General features: G+C 53.9%; 15 protein-coding genes. 4 read left to right on the top strand and 11 right to left on the bottom strand.

Features of this window, described 5'->3' with window-relative positions:
* Window positions 1-219: 219 nt before the first annotated feature.
* The 11 genes from NTX59_08150 to NTX59_08100 form a co-directional block, all read right to left on the bottom strand.
* Window positions 220-2,391 carry a tetratricopeptide repeat protein gene (locus tag NTX59_08150; protein ID MCX5785647.1) on the bottom strand — a complete coding sequence of 724 codons (2,172 nt, stop codon included), beginning with the start codon at window positions 2,389-2,391 and terminating at the stop codon, window positions 220-222.
* A gap of 140 nt (window positions 2,392-2,531) precedes the next feature.
* Window positions 2,532-3,722, bottom strand: a complete 1,191-nt coding sequence (ygeW, locus tag NTX59_08145) for a knotted carbamoyltransferase YgeW (GenBank protein MCX5785646.1) — start codon at window positions 3,720-3,722, stop codon at window positions 2,532-2,534.
* A 388-nt stretch (window positions 3,723-4,110) separates the two neighbouring features.
* A complete protein-coding gene (locus NTX59_08140) occupies window positions 4,111-5,304 on the bottom strand; it encodes a YgeY family selenium metabolism-linked hydrolase (GenBank protein MCX5785645.1) in 1,194 nt (397 codons plus the stop codon).
* Between the two features lie 297 nt (window positions 5,305-5,601).
* Entirely contained in the window at window positions 5,602-6,621 is a 1,020-nt protein-coding gene (locus tag NTX59_08135) for a hypothetical protein (GenBank protein MCX5785644.1), read from the bottom strand.
* Entirely contained in the window at window positions 6,618-7,865 is a 1,248-nt protein-coding gene (locus NTX59_08130) for an aminotransferase class V-fold PLP-dependent enzyme (GenBank protein ID MCX5785643.1), read from the bottom strand. Before NTX59_08130 ends, NTX59_08135 begins: the two co-directional genes overlap by 4 nt.
* Window positions 7,862-8,722 (bottom strand): radical SAM protein, encoded by an 861-nt coding sequence (locus NTX59_08125; protein ID MCX5785642.1) that lies wholly within the window; start codon window positions 8,720-8,722, stop codon window positions 7,862-7,864. Before NTX59_08125 ends, NTX59_08130 begins: the two co-directional genes overlap by 4 nt.
* Window positions 8,722-9,987 carry a radical SAM protein gene (locus tag NTX59_08120; protein MCX5785641.1) on the bottom strand — a complete coding sequence of 422 codons (1,266 nt, stop codon included), beginning with the start codon at window positions 9,985-9,987 and terminating at the stop codon, window positions 8,722-8,724. The genes NTX59_08125 and NTX59_08120 overlap by 1 nt, the downstream gene beginning before the upstream one ends.
* A gap of 206 nt (window positions 9,988-10,193) precedes the next feature.
* Window positions 10,194-11,123 carry a radical SAM protein gene (locus NTX59_08115; protein MCX5785640.1) on the bottom strand — a complete coding sequence of 310 codons (930 nt, stop codon included), beginning with the start codon at window positions 11,121-11,123 and terminating at the stop codon, window positions 10,194-10,196.
* On the bottom strand, window positions 11,120-12,259 hold the full coding sequence (locus NTX59_08110) for a hypothetical protein (protein MCX5785639.1): 1,140 nt from the start codon (window positions 12,257-12,259) through the stop codon (window positions 11,120-11,122). The genes NTX59_08115 and NTX59_08110 overlap by 4 nt, the downstream gene beginning before the upstream one ends.
* Window positions 12,260-12,374: 115 nt before the next feature.
* Window positions 12,375-13,292: a radical SAM protein gene (locus NTX59_08105; GenBank protein MCX5785638.1), complete on the bottom strand. Its 918-nt coding sequence runs from the start codon at window positions 13,290-13,292 to the stop codon at window positions 12,375-12,377.
* A gap of 335 nt (window positions 13,293-13,627) precedes the next feature.
* A complete protein-coding gene (locus NTX59_08100; GenBank protein MCX5785637.1) occupies window positions 13,628-14,275 on the bottom strand; it encodes a hypothetical protein in 648 nt (215 codons plus the stop codon).
* 199 nt (window positions 14,276-14,474) lie between these two features.
* On the opposite strand from NTX59_08100, the gene NTX59_08095 reads away from it, so the two are divergent.
* The 4 genes from NTX59_08095 to NTX59_08080 are packed head-to-tail and all read left to right on the top strand — an operon-like array spanning window position 14,475 to window position 19,365.
* Window positions 14,475-15,812 (top strand): FAD-dependent oxidoreductase, encoded by a 1,338-nt coding sequence (locus NTX59_08095; GenBank protein MCX5785636.1) that lies wholly within the window; start codon window positions 14,475-14,477, stop codon window positions 15,810-15,812.
* A gap of 42 nt (window positions 15,813-15,854) precedes the next feature.
* A complete protein-coding gene (locus tag NTX59_08090) occupies window positions 15,855-17,336 on the top strand; it encodes a B12-binding domain-containing radical SAM protein (GenBank protein ID MCX5785635.1) in 1,482 nt (493 codons plus the stop codon).
* The gene (locus NTX59_08085) at window positions 17,318-18,310 is read left to right on the top strand and encodes an NAD-dependent epimerase/dehydratase family protein (GenBank protein ID MCX5785634.1); all 993 of its coding nucleotides are present in this window, start codon (window positions 17,318-17,320) and stop codon (window positions 18,308-18,310) included. Before NTX59_08090 ends, NTX59_08085 begins: the two co-directional genes overlap by 19 nt.
* Window positions 18,307-19,365, top strand: a complete 1,059-nt coding sequence (locus NTX59_08080; protein ID MCX5785633.1) for a GNAT family N-acetyltransferase — start codon at window positions 18,307-18,309, stop codon at window positions 19,363-19,365. Before NTX59_08085 ends, NTX59_08080 begins: the two co-directional genes overlap by 4 nt.
* Window positions 19,366-19,688: the final 323 nt, after the last annotated feature.

Genomic DNA, 19,688 nt, shown 5'->3' with positions numbered 1-19,688 from the left:
GGGTCGAAAACCAAGCGCACTGCGCGCCAGGTTTTCGAAGGTGGCCGTCTGAAGGCCATAGGCCCTGATACGGCACGCACATGGTGCAGTATGCCGCGCGAAGCGCACCTGAGCTCAGTCGCGGACAGCGCCAGAGGCCCGCGACAGGCCAGAGTCACCGCGAAGGGAAAGTTTCAACTGAAACTTTCAGGCTCAGGGACATATGAGCGGGACATAAGATCAACGCTTCAGCTGTTGCAGGGCGGCCTTTGCCTCTGCCAGCCCGGTCCAGGAAGCCGGCGCGTTTTTAACCGCGCGGCTGAGAGCTTCTTCCGCCTCGGCCCTGCGCCCGAGAGCGGCGAGGATCTTATAACTTTCAAACTCCGCTTCGCAGGCCAATATTTCAAACCCCGGCAGACTATTCTCCTTGTTCGCGTAAACGGCCTCCGAAGCTCCCTGACAGGCTTTAAGCGCCTGCTCTTTTTTCCCCTCCCGGAGCCGGAGCGAGCAAAGGCTTATCAAAGCCTCGGGGTTGGACGGATTTATGCCGAGCGCTTCAACCAAAAGCTTTTCGGCCGTCTTAAAATCGCCCGCGCGTATTTTCTCCACCGCCGAATCGGAGAGTTTTTTGGATTTTTCCATATCTTTCTTAAACGGGTGTTCTTCGGGGCTTTTTTTAAAAGCGCCCGTTTCCGGCGCGGCCGGCATATTAAAACCGTAGGCAAGCCCGAGCGACCGGGCTTTGGCGCGCAGTTGCAGATCCGCGGCGCGCTTCTGTTCCGCCCCGCTCTTTTGGAGCAACCTACTGGAGGGAAAAACAGAGGTGAGGGCTTTAGGCCGGGTTTCCCGGGCCAAAAGGGCGGGGTCCGCGGCCAGGGCTGAAAATTCGCTTTCCGCCTCCTTTTTCTTACCCAGGCCGGCCAGGATCTGGGCACGCTCAAGCCTGAAATAGGCATTGCCGGGCTCCAAAGCCAGCGCCCTTTCGCAAAGATTGCCGGCCGCGGAGTAATTCCCAGAACGCCTTTCAGTTTCGGCCAGGTGCGCGAGAAAAAGCGGAAAAAAAGCTTTTACCCGCAGTTCCGCTCCTAACGACCAGAAGTTATGTATAAGCAGTTTTTCAAACCTCTCAGGGGAAATGGCGGCTTCACTGAGCAGATTCGGAATTTTTTCCCGGATATATGAAAGTTCGGCCAAAGCCCCCTCGTTAAGCTCATGTCCGTCCATCCAGAAAAAAGCGTAGCTGAGGCGTTTGAGCGCGTCCGCGCGCGGCGTTTCGGCCAGCTGCGCGGGATTTATGACTTTGATCTTTTCAAAACCTTTTATCTCGCAGGCGCCGGCCGAGCGGAAAATTTCTTCCCAGACGGCTTTGTTATATGACGGACGCCAATGCATGCTGTCCGTGAATTCAGCCCAGCCGGGCAGGCCCCCGGGTGAAATATTGGCAAAAAACTTCTCAAGGTCGGCCACGCAGGCGCCCTCGGAACCGGCCGCTTTCCGTACAAGGCCGTTTCGTTCCCGGACCGAACCCAGAAAGACTTCGTTAAAATCCGCCGCTTTTAACAGATAGGGTCCGGCTTCTCCGCTCCGGCCAAGTTTTTCAAGCGTTTTTGCCATGTAAAAATTTAAAAAATAGTCATGCGGTTTAGAAATAAGCCCAAGCCTGAATTTTTCAAAAGCCCCGGAGTATTTTTTGTCATAAAAAAGCCTGTAACCGGAAGCAAACAGCCCGTCTTCAAGCGGCAGCGGAATGCGCGGCGGCATATCCCTGACATTGGCGGGCAGGGCGCAGAAAACAATGGGAACGCCGGCCTTTTTGGCAGCCCTTGCCATTTTTACAAGCATGTTTTCATGCATTTTAAGGGACGCTTTTTTTCTGGCCTCCTGCGGGCCGTATTTAAGTGTGTAATATCTCTCAAGCAGCCGGAATTCCCGCCTCCGCAATTCGAATTCAAGGCCGGGGCACGACTCGGATCCGCTCTCATTATTTCCGCTGAGCACCACCAGCAGGTCCGGGCTGTAATTTATAACCTCTTTTATAACGCCGTAAATTCTGTAACTCTCATAGCCTCCCATGCCGCAGTTTATTATTTCAAAACCGGCATTGCCGCCGCCGGAAATATTGCCGCCCAGAACCTCGTTCCCCGGCCCAAGTATATTGGCTACGGATTCGCCGGCGACAAAAACTCTTTTCACCCCTTCGGGCTTGGGCATTGAAAACTTATCGACGGTGGACATGCGCCTTTGGGCGCAGAACTCCCCTTTCCCATCGGAAGCAAAGAAAGGTTTTTGAATATCGTCGCAAAAATAATCTTTTTGGACGCTGTCCTGCGCGGCACAGAAACCGCAAAATAAAAACGCATACGCAACGACGGCGCATAAACTTCCAAATATAACCCGTAATGCCTTCTTCATAAGGAATAGCAAACCCCGTTAGAAACCGCCGGTTTGAAATATCTGACAACAACCCTCAGTCCCGGCAAATTCTAACGGGGTACCGCTATTACAGTCCCTCTACCCTCTTCTCTAACCCCTATCCCCCGCTGTTATAGAACCTACAGAACCCGTTTCTGCCCGGCCTTGTACAGCTCCCCGATCACTTTCGCGGGACCCTTTTTAGTGCAGGCGGCTATCATGGCCGCGATGACGAAAGGCTTGTACCCGGCTTCTTTGTAGGTCCCTATCCTGTATTTCTCGAATACCCCGGCGGTGACTTCGCCGTTCTTGCAGGAAACGTCCTTGATGTCCGCGGGGAGGCAGTGCAGGTAAAGCCCCCCGCCTTTTTTCGTGAGCTTCATCTTTTTCTCGTCGCAGATCCAGTCCATATGTTTCGCGTTCTGCGCAAGACATTCTTTCTCGAGTTCCTTCAGGCCCGCCGTGTCGGACTTCTCCAATAGCTGGGTGCGGCGCTCCATAACCTTGTATGGCGCCCAGCTCTTCGGGTATACGATGTCGGCGTCCCTGAAAGCGGTTTCCATGCTGTTGGAAACCTTGAAAGACCCGCCGGACTTATCCGCATTGTCGCCGGCTACCTTTATCGTCTCGGGAAGCAGGTCGTAGCCTTCGGGGTAGGCGAGCTCGACGTTCATCCCGTACCTGGTCATGAGGGCTATGACGCCCTGGGGGACGGAAAGGGGTTTGCCGTAGCTCGGAGAGTACGCCCAGGTCATCGCTATCTTCTTGCCTTTCAGCTTGTCGAAGCCGCCGAAATGGTTCTTTATGAAAAGCATGTCGGCCATCGTCTGGGTGGGATGGTCCAGGTCGCACTGGAGGTTAACCACGGCAGGGCGCTGGTTCAGCACCCCGTTCTTGAACCCGTCGTCCAGCGCTTCGGCCACTTCCTTCATATAGGTATGGCCTTTGCCGATGAACATGTCGTCCCTTATGCCGACGACTTCGGTCAGGAAGGAGATCATATTGGCAGTTTCGCGCACGGTTTCGCCGTGGGCTATCTGCGATTTGCCCTCGTCGAGGTCCTGAACGGCGAGCCCCAGGAGGTTGCAGGCGGAGGCGAATGAGAACCTGGTCCTGGTGGAATTATCCCGGAAGTTCGAGACGGCGAGACCGGTCCGGAACATGTCGAGCGGGATATTCTTCGCGTGAAGCTCCTTCAGCAGCTCGGCTATAATGAACACGGATCTGAGTTCCGTGTCGGATTTTTCCCAGGTCAGCAGGAAATCCTTGCCGTAAAGGTCGGCGCCAAGACCATCCAGTTCAGTTAAAGATTTTGCGATATCAATAGACATTTTTCATCTCCAGTTGCTTTCAGTGCTAAGCGGGACCGTTATTATTTTACAAAAAAGGCGGGGACACCATTAGATAAAAAAGACAAAAGAGTATCCGGTTGCCGGCGGATTCCCTTAGCGCTCCTTATAGGGTTTAATCCCGTGGTCTGGAGCGAATCCTTATCATTAAAGGACGGCGAGGATGTTTGAGCCGGACCGCTGTGCCGGTCCGGAGAGTTCCGGAGCCGGCGCAAGACCACGGGATTTTTCATCCAAAACCCGGTCTTGGAGCGCTAAGGGAATCTGCGGGCGACCGCTTTGGGATATTTTTTACCCATGAGACACCCAAAACACCAAAGCAATAAAAAAAGCCCTCCGCCTGAGACGGAGGGCTTTTTCGTCCGTTGTTTCACAGGTACTGCGGTATTGCCGCGTAGAACACCGCGGCTTTCAGCAGATCGCCGACCGGCATATTTTCGTTGACGGTGTGGGCGTATATCTCGTTCGAAGGGCCGAAGCCTATGGTGGGAATGCCAAGGCGTCCGGCCGTAGCCACGCCGTTGGTGGAAAACACCCATTTATCCACCACGGGCTTTTTGCCAAGCGCCGTTATCCCGGCCTTTACCCCCGCCTGCACCAGTTTATGCGCTTCGGGCAGAACCCAGGTGGGAAAATATTTTTCCTGCCCCACTTTAAGGCCGGTCCAGGCGACGGCGTCGTAATAAAGCACTTCCACTTTGGCCCCGTATTTTTTAACCGCGCCCAGGCGCTTTATTTCGGCCACGGAAGACTTTAAAGTTTCCCCCACGGTAAGGCGGCGGTCCAGGTAGATAGTGCATTCGTCCGGCACGGCGTTCAGGGACGGCGTCTTGCATTCTATGCAGGTGACGGCAACGGTGCCCTTGCCGAGGAACTTGTCTTTTTTAAGCTTCGGATTAAGGGCGGTTATCTCTTTTACTATTTCGGACATCTTAACCACGGCATTATCGCCGCGCTCCGGCGCCGAGGCGTGGCAGGAGCGGCCCTTGGTTACCACTTTTATCTCCATGCGGCCCCTGTGGCCGCGGTAAACAGCCAGGTTCGTGGGCTCGGTCAGCACCACAAAGTCGGGCCTTATTTTTTCTTTGTTTATCAGGTGCAGAAGCGGCAGCCCGTCGCAATCTTCCTCCATAACGGAGCCTACGGCCATGAAAGTGTACCCGCCCTCAAGCCCCAGCTCTTTTATGGCCTTGCCGGCGTAAACCATTGAGGCCATTGAAAGTTTCTGGTCGGTGGCGCCCCTGCCGTAGATTACGCCATTTTTAAGGATGCCGGCGAACGGGTCTATTTTCCAGGCGGAGCGGTCGCCCACTCCTACGGTATCAATATGGGCGTCTATCATTATTTTCTTTTTTCCGTTCCCTATGAAACCGATGATATTGCCCACCCTGTCCACTTTAACCCTGTCAAAACCTGCTTTCAGCATCTCTTTTTTTATCCTTTTCACCAGTGCGCCTTCTTTGGTGGAAAAGCTGGGGATCCGGATAATATCCCTGGCAAAAGCCATAATATCCTTTTTATAACTTAAGATCTTTTTGTTTATATCCCGTGAATGGTCTTCCATAGAACCTCCCGTTGAAAATTCTTCCCATATTTTACTCAATATACGCCCCGCTAACAAACCCGAGAATTATCCAATCAAGAGCGCGGCAGGCAAATTAATGGAGCGGGTGACGGGGGTTTGGGTGGAAAAAACCGTCCGGAGGCCGAGACTTGCGTAAGCGGCGAGACCGAGGAACGGAAGGGCGGGCACGGTGTGTCCCGACCCTGGTTTTTGAAACCCAAGCCCTCGGCAGGCCCCGCGAACTCGCCTGCCGTTACCTCATGTTATAACAAAAAGGGAGACCCGGTTAAGATCTAACTACGGAGTCACTACGGGCTTTTTCAGGCTCATCCTTGGATTGGAAAATGCTACCCGGCCGGCAGCGTTCCCGAAGTTAAGAATAACCGGCTTAAAGGTCCGGGACGAGAAAACCGTATCGTCCTTCCGGCAGAATTCCACCTTTGCCCGTCCGACCTTTATTGTGTCGCAGCAGGCGATAAGCCTATATATCTTTTCATTCAAAAGCGTCTTGGGCGGAACCGCCGCTTTGTAACCGATAACTCCGCCGGCCGCGCGGCCGTCCAGACAGGCATACTGGAACTTATCCCAGAACAGCACAGGACGGGCTAGCATGGCTTCAAGCATGGCGGCATGATCCGGGGCATGATGCTTCATGAAAGAGAATATGATCTCGGCTTTTTTCGCGCTTTCCGCGCAATTATAGGAGCAGGGATGCCAGCTGATAATGTGTTTGGAGGGAAGCTCCAGTTCCCGGTTAAAACCCATAAATCTTTCATAATCCGAGATGTCACGGGGGTTGGTAAAATCCATCCTGGAAAAATAGTTCCACAGATTGTTAAGCTTGAAGTTAAGTTGCCCGGGCTTGCCGGTATTGCCCAGAATACGCCTTATTATGTCGGGTCTCGGTCTTTTTTCATATTTCCCGCAAGCCCATTTCGCGTATTCTTTAACGCAGCAGCCGGGATAACCCAGCAGGCGGGCCCAGCGCTTCTTTGTGGCCAGCTCGGACCAGGCCAAAGCCGCCGCCTTCAGCGTTTTAAGGTCCTTGCCCAGCAGGATCATTTTTTTAGCTTTTTTAAAATGGTTCTCCTTTTTCCCCAGAAATTCCTCCGCAGGCAGGAGTTTAAGCGTCAGTTTTTCGCACAGGTCTTTCAGCGCCGGGATATTTTCAGGGAAACAATCGGTATAAGTCACCGGCTTAACCCCGGTGAGCACGCCCGCCAGATCGGAGAATGTGGGATCGTTGGAGCTGATACGCGCCACCCCCGGAGCGAGCGCCCTGTCAAGGTATATGAATCCGTCCGCTTTTGGTTTCATAAAATGGAAATATATTCCTCAAGAGCGCCGACAAAAGAGTCAATGTCCTCCCTTGTGTTATAGGCAAAAAAAGAAAGCCGTATTATATCCTGCACGCCGGCGGCCATAGCGGCGAGGTCGGCGCAATGCCGCCCCGTGCGCAAAGCGATAATCCTGCCTTTCAAAGCATGGTTCAGATAAAGGTTGAAATCAACCGGGGAAAACCCGGGCTTGGCGGAAGCCAGCGGGATTATGGAGCCGAGCCCCAGCCGGGTCCGGTCGCCTTCCACGCGCACGGCCTTGATCGGTAAAAGTCTTTTCAGCCCGTAAGCCACAAGGTCCGCCACGCGCGCCCGTATGGCGGGCATGCCCGCTTTTAAGAGGGTGTCTATGGACGCGGCCAGCGCCACGGCGCCCGCATAATTCTGGACCCCCGGCTCAAAACCCTGGTAGCCGTTCAAATACTCAACGCGAAAGCCGCCGGCCGCTCTTGAAACTTCACGCAAGGTACCGCCGCCCACTTTACCGTGAGCAAGGCGCTCCATCAGCGAGCGCTCGACATAAAGTGCGCCCGTGCCGAACGGCGCGCCCAGTTTATGCCCGGAAAAAGCGCAGGCGTCTGCGCCAACGGAACGGACATTTTCCGCGTGCGTGGGCAGGGATTGGGCGGCGTCTAAAAACACTCTGGCCCCGGATTGCTTTGCAAGCCGCGCGAACGGGACGGTATCGGTGAGCCCGCCGAAAATATTGGAAGCGCGGTTGAGGCATACCAAAGCCGTCTTCGCGGACAGGAGTTTCCGGTAAGCGTCCGGATCAGGCGCCCAGTTTTTGAGCGGGATAACCCTGAGCCGGATCCGGCCGCGCTTTGCCATATTTAAAAGCGGCAGAAAAACGGCATTATGCTCAAGCGGAGAAATTATTACTTCCTTTCGGGAGCCCTCAAAGGGGAACGAAGACAGGAATAGATTGAACGCGTCCGTGGTTCCCGCCGTGAAAATTATCTCCTCCGCCTGGGCCGCGCCCATAAAACGCGCCACGGTCCTGCGGGCCTCAAAGAACGCCTCCTCCACCGCCACCGCCGGCAGATGAGCCGAGCGCTTGCCGCCGCAAAAACCATTTTCAAGCAAAAATGCTTTCTGCGCTTCGGCAGCCGTCCGCATTTTAAGCGCGGTGCAGGCGTTGTCAAGGTACACCAGTTTCTTGCCCCCGAATCTGCCTGTAAGAGCCGGAAATTCTTTTTTAAACGAGGTATTTATTTTTTTCATTTTAATCCGCCGTAAATGTCTATATAGTCTTTTCTGGGTCCGGAACAAATTCCGTAAAACCCGCAGCCGCGGCACTCCGGCAGCTTCATTTTCTCGGCCAGATGGGGGCCGCCGGATCTTGCCTTCATTTTCAGGGCGTCCACGTGCGAAGCGTGATATTTTCCCAGAAAACAGGGCGGGATATGGTCCACCTCGCACTTAAGGCCAGCGGCCCCGCAAACCGCGAGAGCGCGCCGCAGATACGGAGCGGCTGCGGCGTATCGCGGAACTATTTTTTTTGCCAGGGCCGCCCGGCCGACCCCCTTTACAAAACTGAACTGGACCCAGGAAACCCCCTTCAGTTCTTTTACGACAAAAAAAGCGAATTTTTCCAGGCGCGGATAATTGAGCCTGGTGACCACAAAAGTAAGGCGCACACCGGCGCCCAGGGAAAGCATTTTTTTAACCGCTTTAAGGCGCCTTGCGAAAGCGCCGCGCGTCCGCGTAATTTTAAAATCAGCCGCCGGAGTATCGGCGGAGAAATTGACGTTAAAGTAACCGCCGTTCCCGGAAATTGTTTTGATCAGTTTCTGAAGCTCCGCTTCGGAAAACCCGCTAAAAACGCCGGAAGCGTTGGTCTGGATCTCCACCCGGCGGCCCAGGCGCGCGCAGAAGGCCGCGAGCTTGAGCAGGTCCGAAGGTTCGGCCAGGAACGGCTCCCCGCCTGAAATCTGGATAAGCGGGTCTTTTACGCAGGCGGCGGATTTGAGCCAATAAGAAAGTTTTTCCTCTTCCGCCGGGCCGCTTTCCTTTTCCCGCGGATATGAGCAGAAAACGCATTTCTGGCAGCACCTGGCAAAAAGATGCAGCAGCGCCATCAGAGGACCCTCTCTTTTGTTTTAAGCCGCCAATAATAGCGCCCGCGCTCAAAGACGCTTTCCACAAGACCTTTTTGTTCAAGGCTTTGCGCGGCGTTCAGCACGGAGTTGCCGTCGGAGCAATCCCGGCAAAGAACGATATTTTTTGCCAGCTTAAGGACGGTCGCGGTTGAGGCATGACTTTCTATTTTCAATATTTCAATGAGGCAGAGTTCGTTATCGGAAAAAAACACGCGCGGTTTTTCGCGCTTCGGAACCGGCACGGAACGTCTCTTAATAACCGGCTTTCCGCCGAAGGCGGGCCCGCCCCGCCCTTTTGGATTTAAGCTCAGCCCAAAAGGGCGGGGCCCGCCGGGTTGTGCGGCGGTAAAATCCTCAAGACCGAATATCTCCGCGTAATGGGCGTCCACCCCCGCGCAGCGGCGCCTCAAGCGGCAGTTCCGGCAGGCGGGGGCGCGCACCTTGGCCCGGTTGGCGGTAATGTCCAGATCGCTTTTCCCGCCGGCCGGGTCGGTAACCACCGTATTAAAAAGATCCAGCCCTATAGCCAAAGACTCGCGGCCCCTCAAAAAGCAGGGCGGCACGTTCAAAAAAAGGATTTCACGCTCCAGCCCCATTTTTTTCATAAGTTCCGCGGCTTCGGCAAAATATTTTTTACATTCTCCCAGGCTTACGCCCAGCCCGTCCGAATGTTCGGCCATGCCGCCGATATAGACCGGGTAAATAACCACAAAGTTCGTTATTCCCAGGTCCAGGAATGAACGGATTATCTCCGGCAGGCGGTTATAGTTCAGGGCGTTGACCAGGATATTATTGCCAAGGCGTATTTTAAGTTTGCGCAGGTTTTTGACGCCACGGACGGCGGATTTATAGGCGCCGGGCACCCCCAGCAGGCGGTCATGCTCGGCCGGCTTGTCCGAGGTCAGCGAAAATTTGCAGAAAGTAAGCCCGGCGTTCACCAGGCGCCGGCAGAAAGCGGGGTCGGCGAGTTTTATGCCGTTCGTCTGGACCCTGATAAAATCAAACCCGACGGACTTGGCGAGCGCGATAACTTTCAGTATATCCGGGCGGATAAGCGGCTCTCCGCCGGTAAGTCCCAGGCGTCTGTATCCGCTTTTATAAGCCCCGTAGATGTTTTCTGCCGCAAGTTTGAAGTCGGCGTTAAGAGACTTGTCAAAGGAGCCCTGCGAGCAGAACATGCAGCGCGCGTTGCAGTTATAATTCAGTATCAGCTCGTAACACTTTAAATTTTGCTTTTCAGACATATTCGTTTCCCGGCATAGGACCTAGTAGAAAGATTGCCATAAGCTTTACGCCGTAGGACATACGGCTGTTCCAGCCGCGCCATAGGCCGTATGCTTTAGGCCATATGCAAATTAAGGAACTCCTTACAAGCTTATCGCTTACGGCCTACGGCGTATGGCAACAGAAGCGGCAGCTTTTCTTCATATGGCTTATGGCAGTTGTTCTCTCACTTTATCGCCTTCAGTTCCGCGTCGCCGTAATGTTTCAGATACTCGGTCCATAGCCCCTCGCAGGACATGTAAAAAGCGCAGCCCGAACACCTGCGGGTTTTTCTTCTGGCCAGCGCCTGGCGGGAAGCTATGGCGTCGGTATTTTTAAAATCCGGGGCCCAGTGCTCGGTAAAAAAAAGCTCCCGCTCGTTTATTTCGCTTATTTGTTTCTCGTAGCCGCGGAAGTGGCAGACCGGCACGTAGCGCGCGTGCCAATGAGAGAAACCCGCCGCCCGCCCCCTGTCAAGAGCTCTTCTCATTTGCGGGGCGGCCTCGGAGATCTTCGGAACCAGTTCCTCGAAATTATCAAAAGCGCCGCCGTAATTCGGGTCCACAAAAATGTACTCAACGTTCCTTATGCCGCGCTTTATGTAAAAATCAGCTATGCCTTCCAGATCGGCGAGATTGGGACGGACCACCGTGGTATTGCCGTTGATTTTTTTAAAACCGAGCCTCCTCAAATTTTCAATGCCGCGGCAAAGCTCTGAAAAGCTGCCCGGACTTCTGGTAAGCCGGTCGTGCGTTTTGGGGCCGGAGCCGTGCACTGAAAAAATAAGCGAAGTGATCCCTGAATCGACTATTTTTTCGGCGGCGGCCGGATCCGAAAAAATCCGGCCGTTAGTGGCCGCCGCTATGGATTTTATGCCGAGACCCGCGGCGGTTCTCACAAGCAGGGGGAAATCCGGCCTTATGGTCGCCTCCCCGCCTATTATTTCAAGCACATCCGCCCCGAACGCCCTGGCGGAATAAATTTCGCTTATCAGCCTGGCGGTGCTTTTTTCGGGCAGCTCTCGTTTATTTGAATCCACGCAGAAGCGGCAGCGGTTATTGCAGCTGTATCCGGTAAACAAAACGATCTTAAGCATTTTCTTGTTTTTTTTCGTCATTTAAGCAAGCCTGCCAGATTTCTGTTGAGGACGAGCGAGATAACGGCGCCTATGAAGATCCAGAGCGCGAAAGGCCTGCCCCTGACCGTTTCGACCTTTGGCGACTGCACCGGCATTTTTTTCAGCCAATCGCGCAAAAGGTCCGCCTGTTCGGCGCTGAGCCCGTCCCTGAAACAATCATCGAACGCCCCGTTAAAAACCGGGTTTTTTCGCAGTATTGACGTCTCTTTCGTTGACAGTATCACTCCCGGAACGATTTCTTCGTCCGACAGATAGACCGCGTCTTTTTTCTCAAGCAAAAACTCAAAAATAAGCCGCCCAAAAATAAGCAGAAGGCCGAAACGCAGCACATTGGATGCAGCCGCCAGCGTCATGGTCAAAAGCCTGGCCCTGAAAAAAAGCAGGCCGGCTCCCAGGTAAAGCGCGTAAAACGCCGCGCTTACGAAAGCCCAGCGGCGGCTCCCGAAAGCCGAACTCACCTTGTCCCAGAGGAAAAAAAGAAAGAAATACAGCACATCCACCCGCGAGAACAGCCTGGAAAGAAATCCTCTTGACTCGATATTCAGCAGCTGCTGAAGCAGGAATAGCGCGGCCAGGTTCAGGGCGTAGGCGGCGGACCGGACTCCGCCGAGGGAAGAAAACCTTTTTTTGAGGTCCGCGAACATTTCACTAAAAAAATCGGAGGGGGAAGCCTTGGCGAAGCCGGATGCGATAAAACTGCCCACGGCGAAAAAAGCGGCCGAGAGAAAAATATTTATAAGCAGCATCAGAAACAGGTAATGCGGGAAATTGCGCATCTGCGGGTTGATAAGCGGCAGCGCGCCCGCTATCACCATAAAGAACTTGGCGTCTCCGGCCGGCCACACCTCGCTGTACCAGAGGATCATGGACGCAAGCACGCTCCAGAACATGTGCGCGCACCAGAGCGGGTAGAAATTCCAGGTTTGAAAAACCGGGATCCGGCCTTTGTAACCCAGAAAAGTCATTACGGCAAGAAGGAGAACGGCCGCGCCCAGCATTTTAAAGCCCAGGGCTATTTTATCGTTCGGTATTTTTTGGGAAGCCAGATCCTCCCGCACTACCGACAGGCTCCAAACCAAAAAAACCGCCAGAAAAAGATAAGAAATAGTTTGCATAGGCACAGACTGCAAAATACGATACTGCCAAGAAGACAGAATTCAGAATACAGAAGCCAGAATAGTGGAAATTTTCTCTACTCTGTATTCCTCATTCCTTAATGCTGACTCCTGACTACTGACTTCTGAATTCTGACTTCTTCTGCTTTAACGCTTTCAGCTCCCCGCCGCCGAAAGCTTTGTAATATTCGAGCATCAGCCCCAGGCAGCGGGACCGGGCTGAGCAGGAACCGCAGACGGCCGGGTAAAGCCTGTCTTCTTCGGGAAGCGTGACCCGCGCCAGTTTTCTTAAAGAAGGGCTTAAAACACAAAGCGGGAAATGGTATAACTTGAAATTGGCGAACCTGGCAATAAGCCCTTTCGCTCCGGCAACGGCTTTGGCTGAATCTTTAAGTTTTAAAGCCACCAGGCCGTGGTTTTTTTCTGAAACGCCTTCTATCTCGTAATGAATGGCCACGACCGTGTACCGGGCAGTGTCAGGAAACTTTTTAAGCAGCAGCCGCAGGATCCCTTGAAAGGTCCTGACCGTGAGCCTGTGCAGAACCAGCCTTATTTCGATATCTCTTCCGGGAGCCATAGAGAAAAGATTTTCAAGGCCCGTCATGGTTTCGATGAAACTGCCCGTAACCCCGGTAATACCGTCATGGAGAGCCGGGCCGGGGCCATGCACCGGAACTATAAAACCGAAGGGAGGACGGGCTATTTTCAGAAGGCTTGCGAGAAACCTCCGGTCCGCCAGGCGCCGGCCGTTGGTAAGCAGGTTAATGGGTGTTTTAGGCATCCTGCGCCTGAAATAAGCCAGCAGCTTGAAAAATTCAGGGTGGATGGTGGGTTCCCCTCCCGTAAGATTGACATAATCCGCCTTATCCGAGTTTTTCCAATAAATATTGCGCTTCCCCCCAAGGTAACGCTCCAGTTTTTCTATCTGCAGTTTAAGCGAGTATTTATCGATTGAGCTTCGGGCAAAATAGGGCATATTAGTGCACATCACGCACTTATTATTGCACTTGTTCCAGAAAGCGATATCGGGCATATGAAAAAACCAGAAGTCAGAATTCAGTAGTCAGGAGTCAGAATTAGGATGACAGAAAAGAGAAAGTTTCCACTATCCCGGCTTCTGAATTCCGACTCCTGAATCCTGTCTTCCTAAGTAGTAACAAAATTATACTAAATGCCCATACCTGTGGATAAAAAAGGCCAAAACCCGTGATTTAGCCGGAAACATCTGATTGGACACGATTTTTATTTAAATCAGCCGAGACAGGGTGGCAGTACATAATGAAGCGGAATAGAAAATCATGTTTTCATCCGGCGAAATAAAAAAGGCCGGGTTTAGGACCCGGCCTTTTTTATTTTTTCCGATAACTTTTAATGCGCGTCCCTGCAATAGGCCGGCGTCATTCCGCCGCCGACGCATGCGCCGAATCCGGCTTCCGCGCTTTTACAATAGGCGGAATTGAGTCCGGTTTCCACACAGGCGCCGTAACCCGCCTTGGCATCACGGCAGTAGGCGGCATTCAGCCCGCCGTCAACGCAGGCGCCGAACCCGGCTTCGGCATTCTTACAGTAAGCGGGAGTCAGGCCTTTGGCCACACAGGCGCCGTAACCCGCCTTGGCGTCAAGGCAGTAGGCGGCGTTCAGCCCGCCGTCAACGCAGGCGCCGAATCCGGCTTCGGCATTCTTACAGTAAGCGGGAGTCAGGCCTTTGGCCACACAGGCGCCGTAACCCGCCTTGGCGTCTTTACAATAGGAAGCGGTCATGCCGCTTTCAACGCAGGCGGCATAGCCGGAAAGAATTTCATTTAAAGCGGTTTTTCCTGCAACTCCCGGTTTCGCCGGTTCGGCCGCAGGCTGGGGCAGTCCGGCCGGAAAATGCGTTTCAGAGATCTGCTTCGCGGTCAGATAAAACCGTCCCAAAAAAGTGTTTTCGGCCGCCCCCGCCGTTTTTACTCCCGCCGCTATAACTAAGATAAGAGCCGCGATCGTTAAGAGCGGCGCTTTTTTATATCCGTTCATGTAGTCTCCTTGTTCTGTCCCGAGCGAACTTGTTCAAGGATAATGATAGCTAAATACCGGGCTGAGGCGTATGATTCAAAAGTCCTAAAGCAGCCTGGTCTTTGGACCCATGAATCAACATAAGGATATTGTTGCAAAAGCCATATAGCGCGGCATATTTATGTAAAATAGTATTTTACCGGAGAGTTTCCACGTCAAAATGACAAAAAAAACCGATGTATTGATACTTGGCGCCGGAATTACCGGCCTGGCCGCCGCGAAATATCTGAGCGATAACGGGAAAAGTGTTATTGTTATTGAAAAATCTCCGTTCACCGGCGGACTTGCCCGCACCGTAAAGCGCGGGGACTGCTCTTTTGACCTTGGCGGCCACAGACTTTATTTCAGCGACCGCAAACTTGAAAAAGAGGTGGAAAACCTTCTTGGTCCCGAAAACCTGATAAAACAAAAAAGAAAAAGCCGCATACTATTAGGCGGACGCTTCCTCAACTATCCCCCAACGCTTGCCGAAGCGGTTTTTCACCTGTCACCCGAAGTGATATTTTCCGCCATTAAATCCCCGGCCGCGGGATTTACCGGGGGAGCCTCGCTGAAAGACTGGATCATCGGCAATTTCGGCGGCAAAATACACGATATTTATTTCAGGGATTACACAAAAAAGGTCTGGGGGCTTGAAACTTCGGAAATTTCAGCCGCCTGGGCCGAAGCCAGAATAGGCAAAACCAGCATGCTTAAGATGGCGGCGGACCTCCTGCCGGGCCGGGCCCGCGCCAAGGAGAACGCCAGGATTTTCAGTTATCCGCTGAAAGGCATAGGCGAGCTGCCAAAAGCCTTTGTCCGCTCTTTGGAGGGGAAGGCGGAAATTACAACTTCCGCCTGTCCGGTAAAATTCATTAAGCGGGGTTCAAAACTTACCGCCCTTGAGTACACGCATAATAATACGGCCGGCACGGTGGAATTTAATGACGCGATCTCGACAATACCGCTTTGCGACTGCGGCGCGCTGCTCGGCCTTGAAAAAGACCGCGGCTTCCAAAAACTGCGCTACCGCGCCCTTTTAATAGCGTTCGTTCTGCTTGAAAAGCCGGCGGCTTTTGACGATCACTGGCTTTATTTTCCGGACAAAGATATATTTTTTTCTAGGGGCTGTGAACTCTGCAATTGGAGCCCGTATTTTAAAAAAACCGCCTTCTACCCCATGACCTTTGAAATTTTCTGCGACAAAGGCGATGAAACCTGGACCGCACAGGAAAGCCATATAAAGGAACTGCTTCTCTCCTCTTTCAAAAAGATAAAGGGGCTTGAAAAAGCCGCTATAAAATATTTCACCATGGAAAAGCTGGATAACGCCTATCCCCTGCTTTACAGCGGTTACGAAAAAAGCCTGGCCGCCGCGATCGCCGGACCGGCGGCTTACTACAACCTGAAACTCGCCGGCAGAAGCGGAACGCATTCTTACTTTGACCTCGAGGAATGTCTGAAAAGCGCCAAAGCGGCGGCCGAAGCTGTTATTAACCTGAAACCTTCAGTTGACTGAAGGTTTCGGGTTAAATAGTTCCCGCGACTTTCCGAGCTAAATATGAAGATAACCTTTATCCATAACGGCTACGAAAGTCTGGCCATAGAGTCGCTTTCGGCCGCGCTCAAGAAAGAGGGGTTTGAGACCAGTCTTGTAATAGATCCGCTGCTTTTCAATGAACCGGGTTTCTGGCGCATAAAACCTCTGGCGCGCGCCTTTGACCTGCGCCGCGAGGCTATGCTCCGTTTGGAAGCTGACAGACCCGACCTGGTCTGTTTCTCCGTTTTCACAGATACCTTCCAATGGGCGCTGGGCTGGGCCCGGACGGTCAAAAAAGAACTGGGCGTGCCGGTGGTGTTCGGCGGCATACATCCCACCAGCGTGCCGGAAAAAGTCATCACGCGGGACTGCGTGGATTATGTCTGCGTCGGCGAGGGAGACCGCGCCCTGCCCGAACTGGCCGCGGCTCTGGCCTCAGGCCGGGAACCTTCAGTTCCGAATATCTGGCGGAAAAAAAATGGCGCCGTACTGAAGGGGCCGATGGCCGCGCCGGAAAACCCCGACTCGCTGGAATTTCCGGATAAAGAAATCTTTTACGGGCGCTATCCGTTTTTCAACCATGGCTACCTGGCCGCGGCCGGCCGGGGCTGTCCTTTTTCCTGCGCCTACTGCGCCAACAGCGTCTACTCCCGCCTTTACGGGGCAGGCTACGCCAGGAAAAGGAGCCCGGACCGGGTCATAGAAGAACTTTCCATGGCTAAAACCAGCTGGCGGCCGGGCTTCATACATTTTGCGGACGAAGTCTTCAACTGGGACACAGCCTGGCTTGAGACCTTCCTCCCGCGTTACAAAAAAGAGATACACCTGCCGTTCTCCTGCTTTATCTACCCGGACTTGCTGGACGCAAATAGCGCCCGGCTTCTAAAAGAAGCCGGGTGCTTCAAGGTCCAGCTCGGAGTTCAGACCTTCGACGGCGGACGCCGCAGGGAAATACTTAAGCGGACATCGGATAATAAAAAAATAGCCGCCGCCATAGACCTGCTCAGGCGCGAAGGTGTGTACACCGTCTGCGATTCCATTTTAGGCCTGCCGGGAGACACAGGCGAAGATCTGTTGAATCTGGCCGGTTTCTACGCGGAGCACACACCGGACCAGAACGAGGTGTTTTTTCTTAAATATTATCCCGGCACCGAGTTGACCATAAAAGCCTCGGAAGACGGTCTTTTGAAACCAGAAGAGCTCGCGGCGATAGAAGCCGGGGAAGGACCGTCCGGCATCATCAGCCGTCCGGCGGATACGCGGCCGGAGCTCAACAGGTTTTTCAGCCTGCTGCTCATGCTCCCGCTTATCCCCGCCGCCATGAAAAAAAGACTCATCAGAAGCGCTTTTTTAATTAAATTGCTGCCTGGCAATATTCTCCTTAGAATAATGACCCGCCTCCTAAGGCGGCCGGCCTATGATTTCAATACCGGGCAGTTCGTCCGCATATATCGCTATTTCATGGCGCTCAAGTTCAAGGGATTATGGCAGAAACTGTTCTAGTCACCGGAGCCACGGGCTTTATAGGGCGCGCGCTCGCCGCGCGGTTGACGGGCGGCGGCATTAAAGTAAGATGCCTCGCGCGCCGCGGCTCCGATACGCGCGCTCTCAAAGCCGCCGGCATGGAATGCGCGGAGGGAGACCTGCTGGACACGCTTTCGCTGGAAACGGCCGCGGCGGGAGCAAGCGCCGTTTGGCATCTCGGCGCGCTGGTAAGACCAAAGGGATTTCTTGTCTCACGCTTGAAACTCGAGAAAAAATTTCAAACCGTCAACGCTTCCGGAACGGAAAACATGGCCCGCGCGGCGGCCGCGGCCGGGGTCAAACGTTTTATTTACTTCAGCTCCGTCTCGGCGGCCGGCCCCGGCGATAATATAAAGGAAGAAGCCGAACCCCGGCCCCTTACGGCCTACGGCCGCTCAAAACTGGCCGGGGAACTGGCGCTCCGCCGGGCGGCGGCAGAAACCGGTCTGGATTTCATCATCCTGCGCCCGGCCATGGTATACGGGCCCGGCGCAGAAAGATGGACCGCCCTTTTCAAAGCGGTCAAAGCCGGCCTTGTTCCAATGCCCGGCGGAGGGGACAACATCATTTCCATCTGCCGGCTTGAAAGTCTGCTGGACGCGGCGTTCCTGGCGGCGGAAAAAGGCGCTTCCGGCTCCGCTTTCAATATAAGCGAAGGTTCCATAAAACTGAAGGACCTGGCCTCCATTCTGGCCGGGCTCATGGGGACAAAACCCGTTTACCTGCATCTGCCCACTCAATTTCTGGGCGCCGCAGTAAAGCTGGCCGACCTCAGCCTGGGGGCATTGGGACTGGCCCTGCCCCGTCTTAATCTGCTCGCGGACTACCCGTGTTTCAAGGAAGCCTGCTCCAACTGGTCGCACGACACCTCAAAACTGCGGGCGCTGGGCTGGAACCCGCCGGACACCCGGGCCGCTTTGGCCCTGACGCTTAAGGGGGGCGGTTTTATATGATACGGCTTATACCCGTAGACATCAGCCCCGCGTTTCCTGAAAAGGAAGAAGCGGTACCCTACTGCTGCACCCCTGCGTGGGCCGGCCTCTGCCGGGATGTCTTCGGCTACGAAGTAAAAACTTTTTCCATTGAACAGGACTCCGGGCGGATAGGCGGGTTCATGTACGCCGTGGTCCGGTCCCCCATATTCGGGACCAGGCTCGTCTCCATGCCTTTCTCCGACGAAGGGGCGCTTTGGTTCAAGCCGGGCGCGATCCCGGACGCGGACGGCTTGACGACGGTAAGGGATGCCGTCACGGAAGTTCTGGACAAGGCCGCCCGCGAGACCGGAGCGGACTACGCGGAGCTCAGAGGAACGGAAATTCTTTTTCCGGCCGGGGAGAAGGATGAAAGGTTCATCCGCGCTTTGCCTTATACCCGCTTTGTGCTGGATACCTCAGCGCCTTATGCCGCCCTGCGCGAACGTTTCCACATAAACCTCGTCAAGAACCTCAGGAAAGCCGACAAGCATGTCACGGTGACGGATACAAGGGACCCGGCGGAGGTCAAAGCCGTATATGATATTTACGCCCGGCAAATGCGCGAATTCGGCTCTCCGCCGCTCCCGGCTGAATACTTTGGGCGCCTCATGCGCGAAGGGCTGGGACGTCTGTTCATCGCCCGCGTGAACGGCAGAGCGGCGGCCATGCTTTTCACTTTGGAGCACAACGGCGCGCGCTTCGCGGATATCAACGCGGGGCTGCCCGAATTTGAGGAGTTCTTCCCGAAGATAAGGCTCTTCGACGAGACTATCCGCTCCGCCTGCGGCGGAAATTTCAGCGCGTATGATCTTATGCGGACGCGGCCGGGCTCGGGGGTCCATGAGCACAAGAAAAAATGGGGCGGGAAAGAATTTCCTATACGGTATTATTTCAGGCAGTACAAGCCGGGCGCCAACATATCCATGGACCCGGAGCAGAAACGCTTCGCCCCCGCCCGGTTCCTGCTCGCCCACATGCCGCTGCCCCTCCTGAAAAAACTCGGCCCAATCATCCGCCGCCACGCCGGAAAATAATTTAATTAAAAAAAAGAAGCCAGAAGTCAGAATTCAGTAGTCATCTGACTTCTGCAATGAGACACCCTGCAGTTTAAGCGCGATTTGTTGAAAATTTGGCGGGGTGGGTTATATTGGAGTTAAATAAGTCGCGATTCACTATTTGGGTGGCGGGGGAGCTGGGTTAGTAAAAACACATCTTCAGAAGCCAAAACTAACGTGACAGACCGTTGTCGTAGTCCTCTGCTACACTATTTCCACAGCCGCACTTTCACTTGTAAAGTATAAACAAGTCAGTTATTGGTAAAGTGCGGCTGTGTAAATATTTGCGGATTCTGATAAAA

Source organism: Elusimicrobiota bacterium, assembly GCA_026388155.1.
GTDB lineage: Bacteria > Elusimicrobiota > Elusimicrobia > Elusimicrobiales > UBA9959 > UBA9634.
Note: the sequence above shows the minus strand (reverse complement) of the source record. Positions and strands in the feature narration are given on the sequence as shown.

Coding starts and splice junctions, on each gene's coding strand:
- NTX59_08150 (MCX5785647.1), bottom strand. CDS start 2,391: ATGAAGAAGGCATTACGGGTTATATTTGGAAGTTTATGCGCCGTCGTT.
- NTX59_08085 (MCX5785634.1), top strand. CDS start 17,318: ATGGCAGAAACTGTTCTAGTCACCGGAGCCACGGGCTTTATAGGGCGC.
- NTX59_08100 (MCX5785637.1), bottom strand. CDS start 14,275: ATGAACGGATATAAAAAAGCGCCGCTCTTAACGATCGCGGCTCTTATC.
- NTX59_08090 (MCX5785635.1), top strand. CDS start 15,855: ATGAAGATAACCTTTATCCATAACGGCTACGAAAGTCTGGCCATAGAG.
- ygeW (MCX5785646.1), bottom strand. CDS start 3,722: ATGTCTATTGATATCGCAAAATCTTTAACTGAACTGGATGGTCTTGGC.
- NTX59_08125 (MCX5785642.1), bottom strand. CDS start 8,722: ATGGCGCTGCTGCATCTTTTTGCCAGGTGCTGCCAGAAATGCGTTTTC.
- NTX59_08095 (MCX5785636.1), top strand. CDS start 14,475: ATGACAAAAAAAACCGATGTATTGATACTTGGCGCCGGAATTACCGGC.
- NTX59_08080 (MCX5785633.1), top strand. CDS start 18,307: ATGATACGGCTTATACCCGTAGACATCAGCCCCGCGTTTCCTGAAAAG.
- NTX59_08120 (MCX5785641.1), bottom strand. CDS start 9,987: ATGTCTGAAAAGCAAAATTTAAAGTGTTACGAGCTGATACTGAATTAT.
- NTX59_08110 (MCX5785639.1), bottom strand. CDS start 12,259: ATGCAAACTATTTCTTATCTTTTTCTGGCGGTTTTTTTGGTTTGGAGC.
- NTX59_08115 (MCX5785640.1), bottom strand. CDS start 11,123: ATGACGAAAAAAAACAAGAAAATGCTTAAGATCGTTTTGTTTACCGGA.
- NTX59_08105 (MCX5785638.1), bottom strand. CDS start 13,292: ATGCCCGATATCGCTTTCTGGAACAAGTGCAATAATAAGTGCGTGATG.
- NTX59_08130 (MCX5785643.1), bottom strand. CDS start 7,865: ATGAAAAAAATAAATACCTCGTTTAAAAAAGAATTTCCGGCTCTTACA.
- NTX59_08140 (MCX5785645.1), bottom strand. CDS start 5,304: ATGGAAGACCATTCACGGGATATAAACAAAAAGATCTTAAGTTATAAA.
- NTX59_08135 (MCX5785644.1), bottom strand. CDS start 6,621: ATGAAACCAAAAGCGGACGGATTCATATACCTTGACAGGGCGCTCGCT.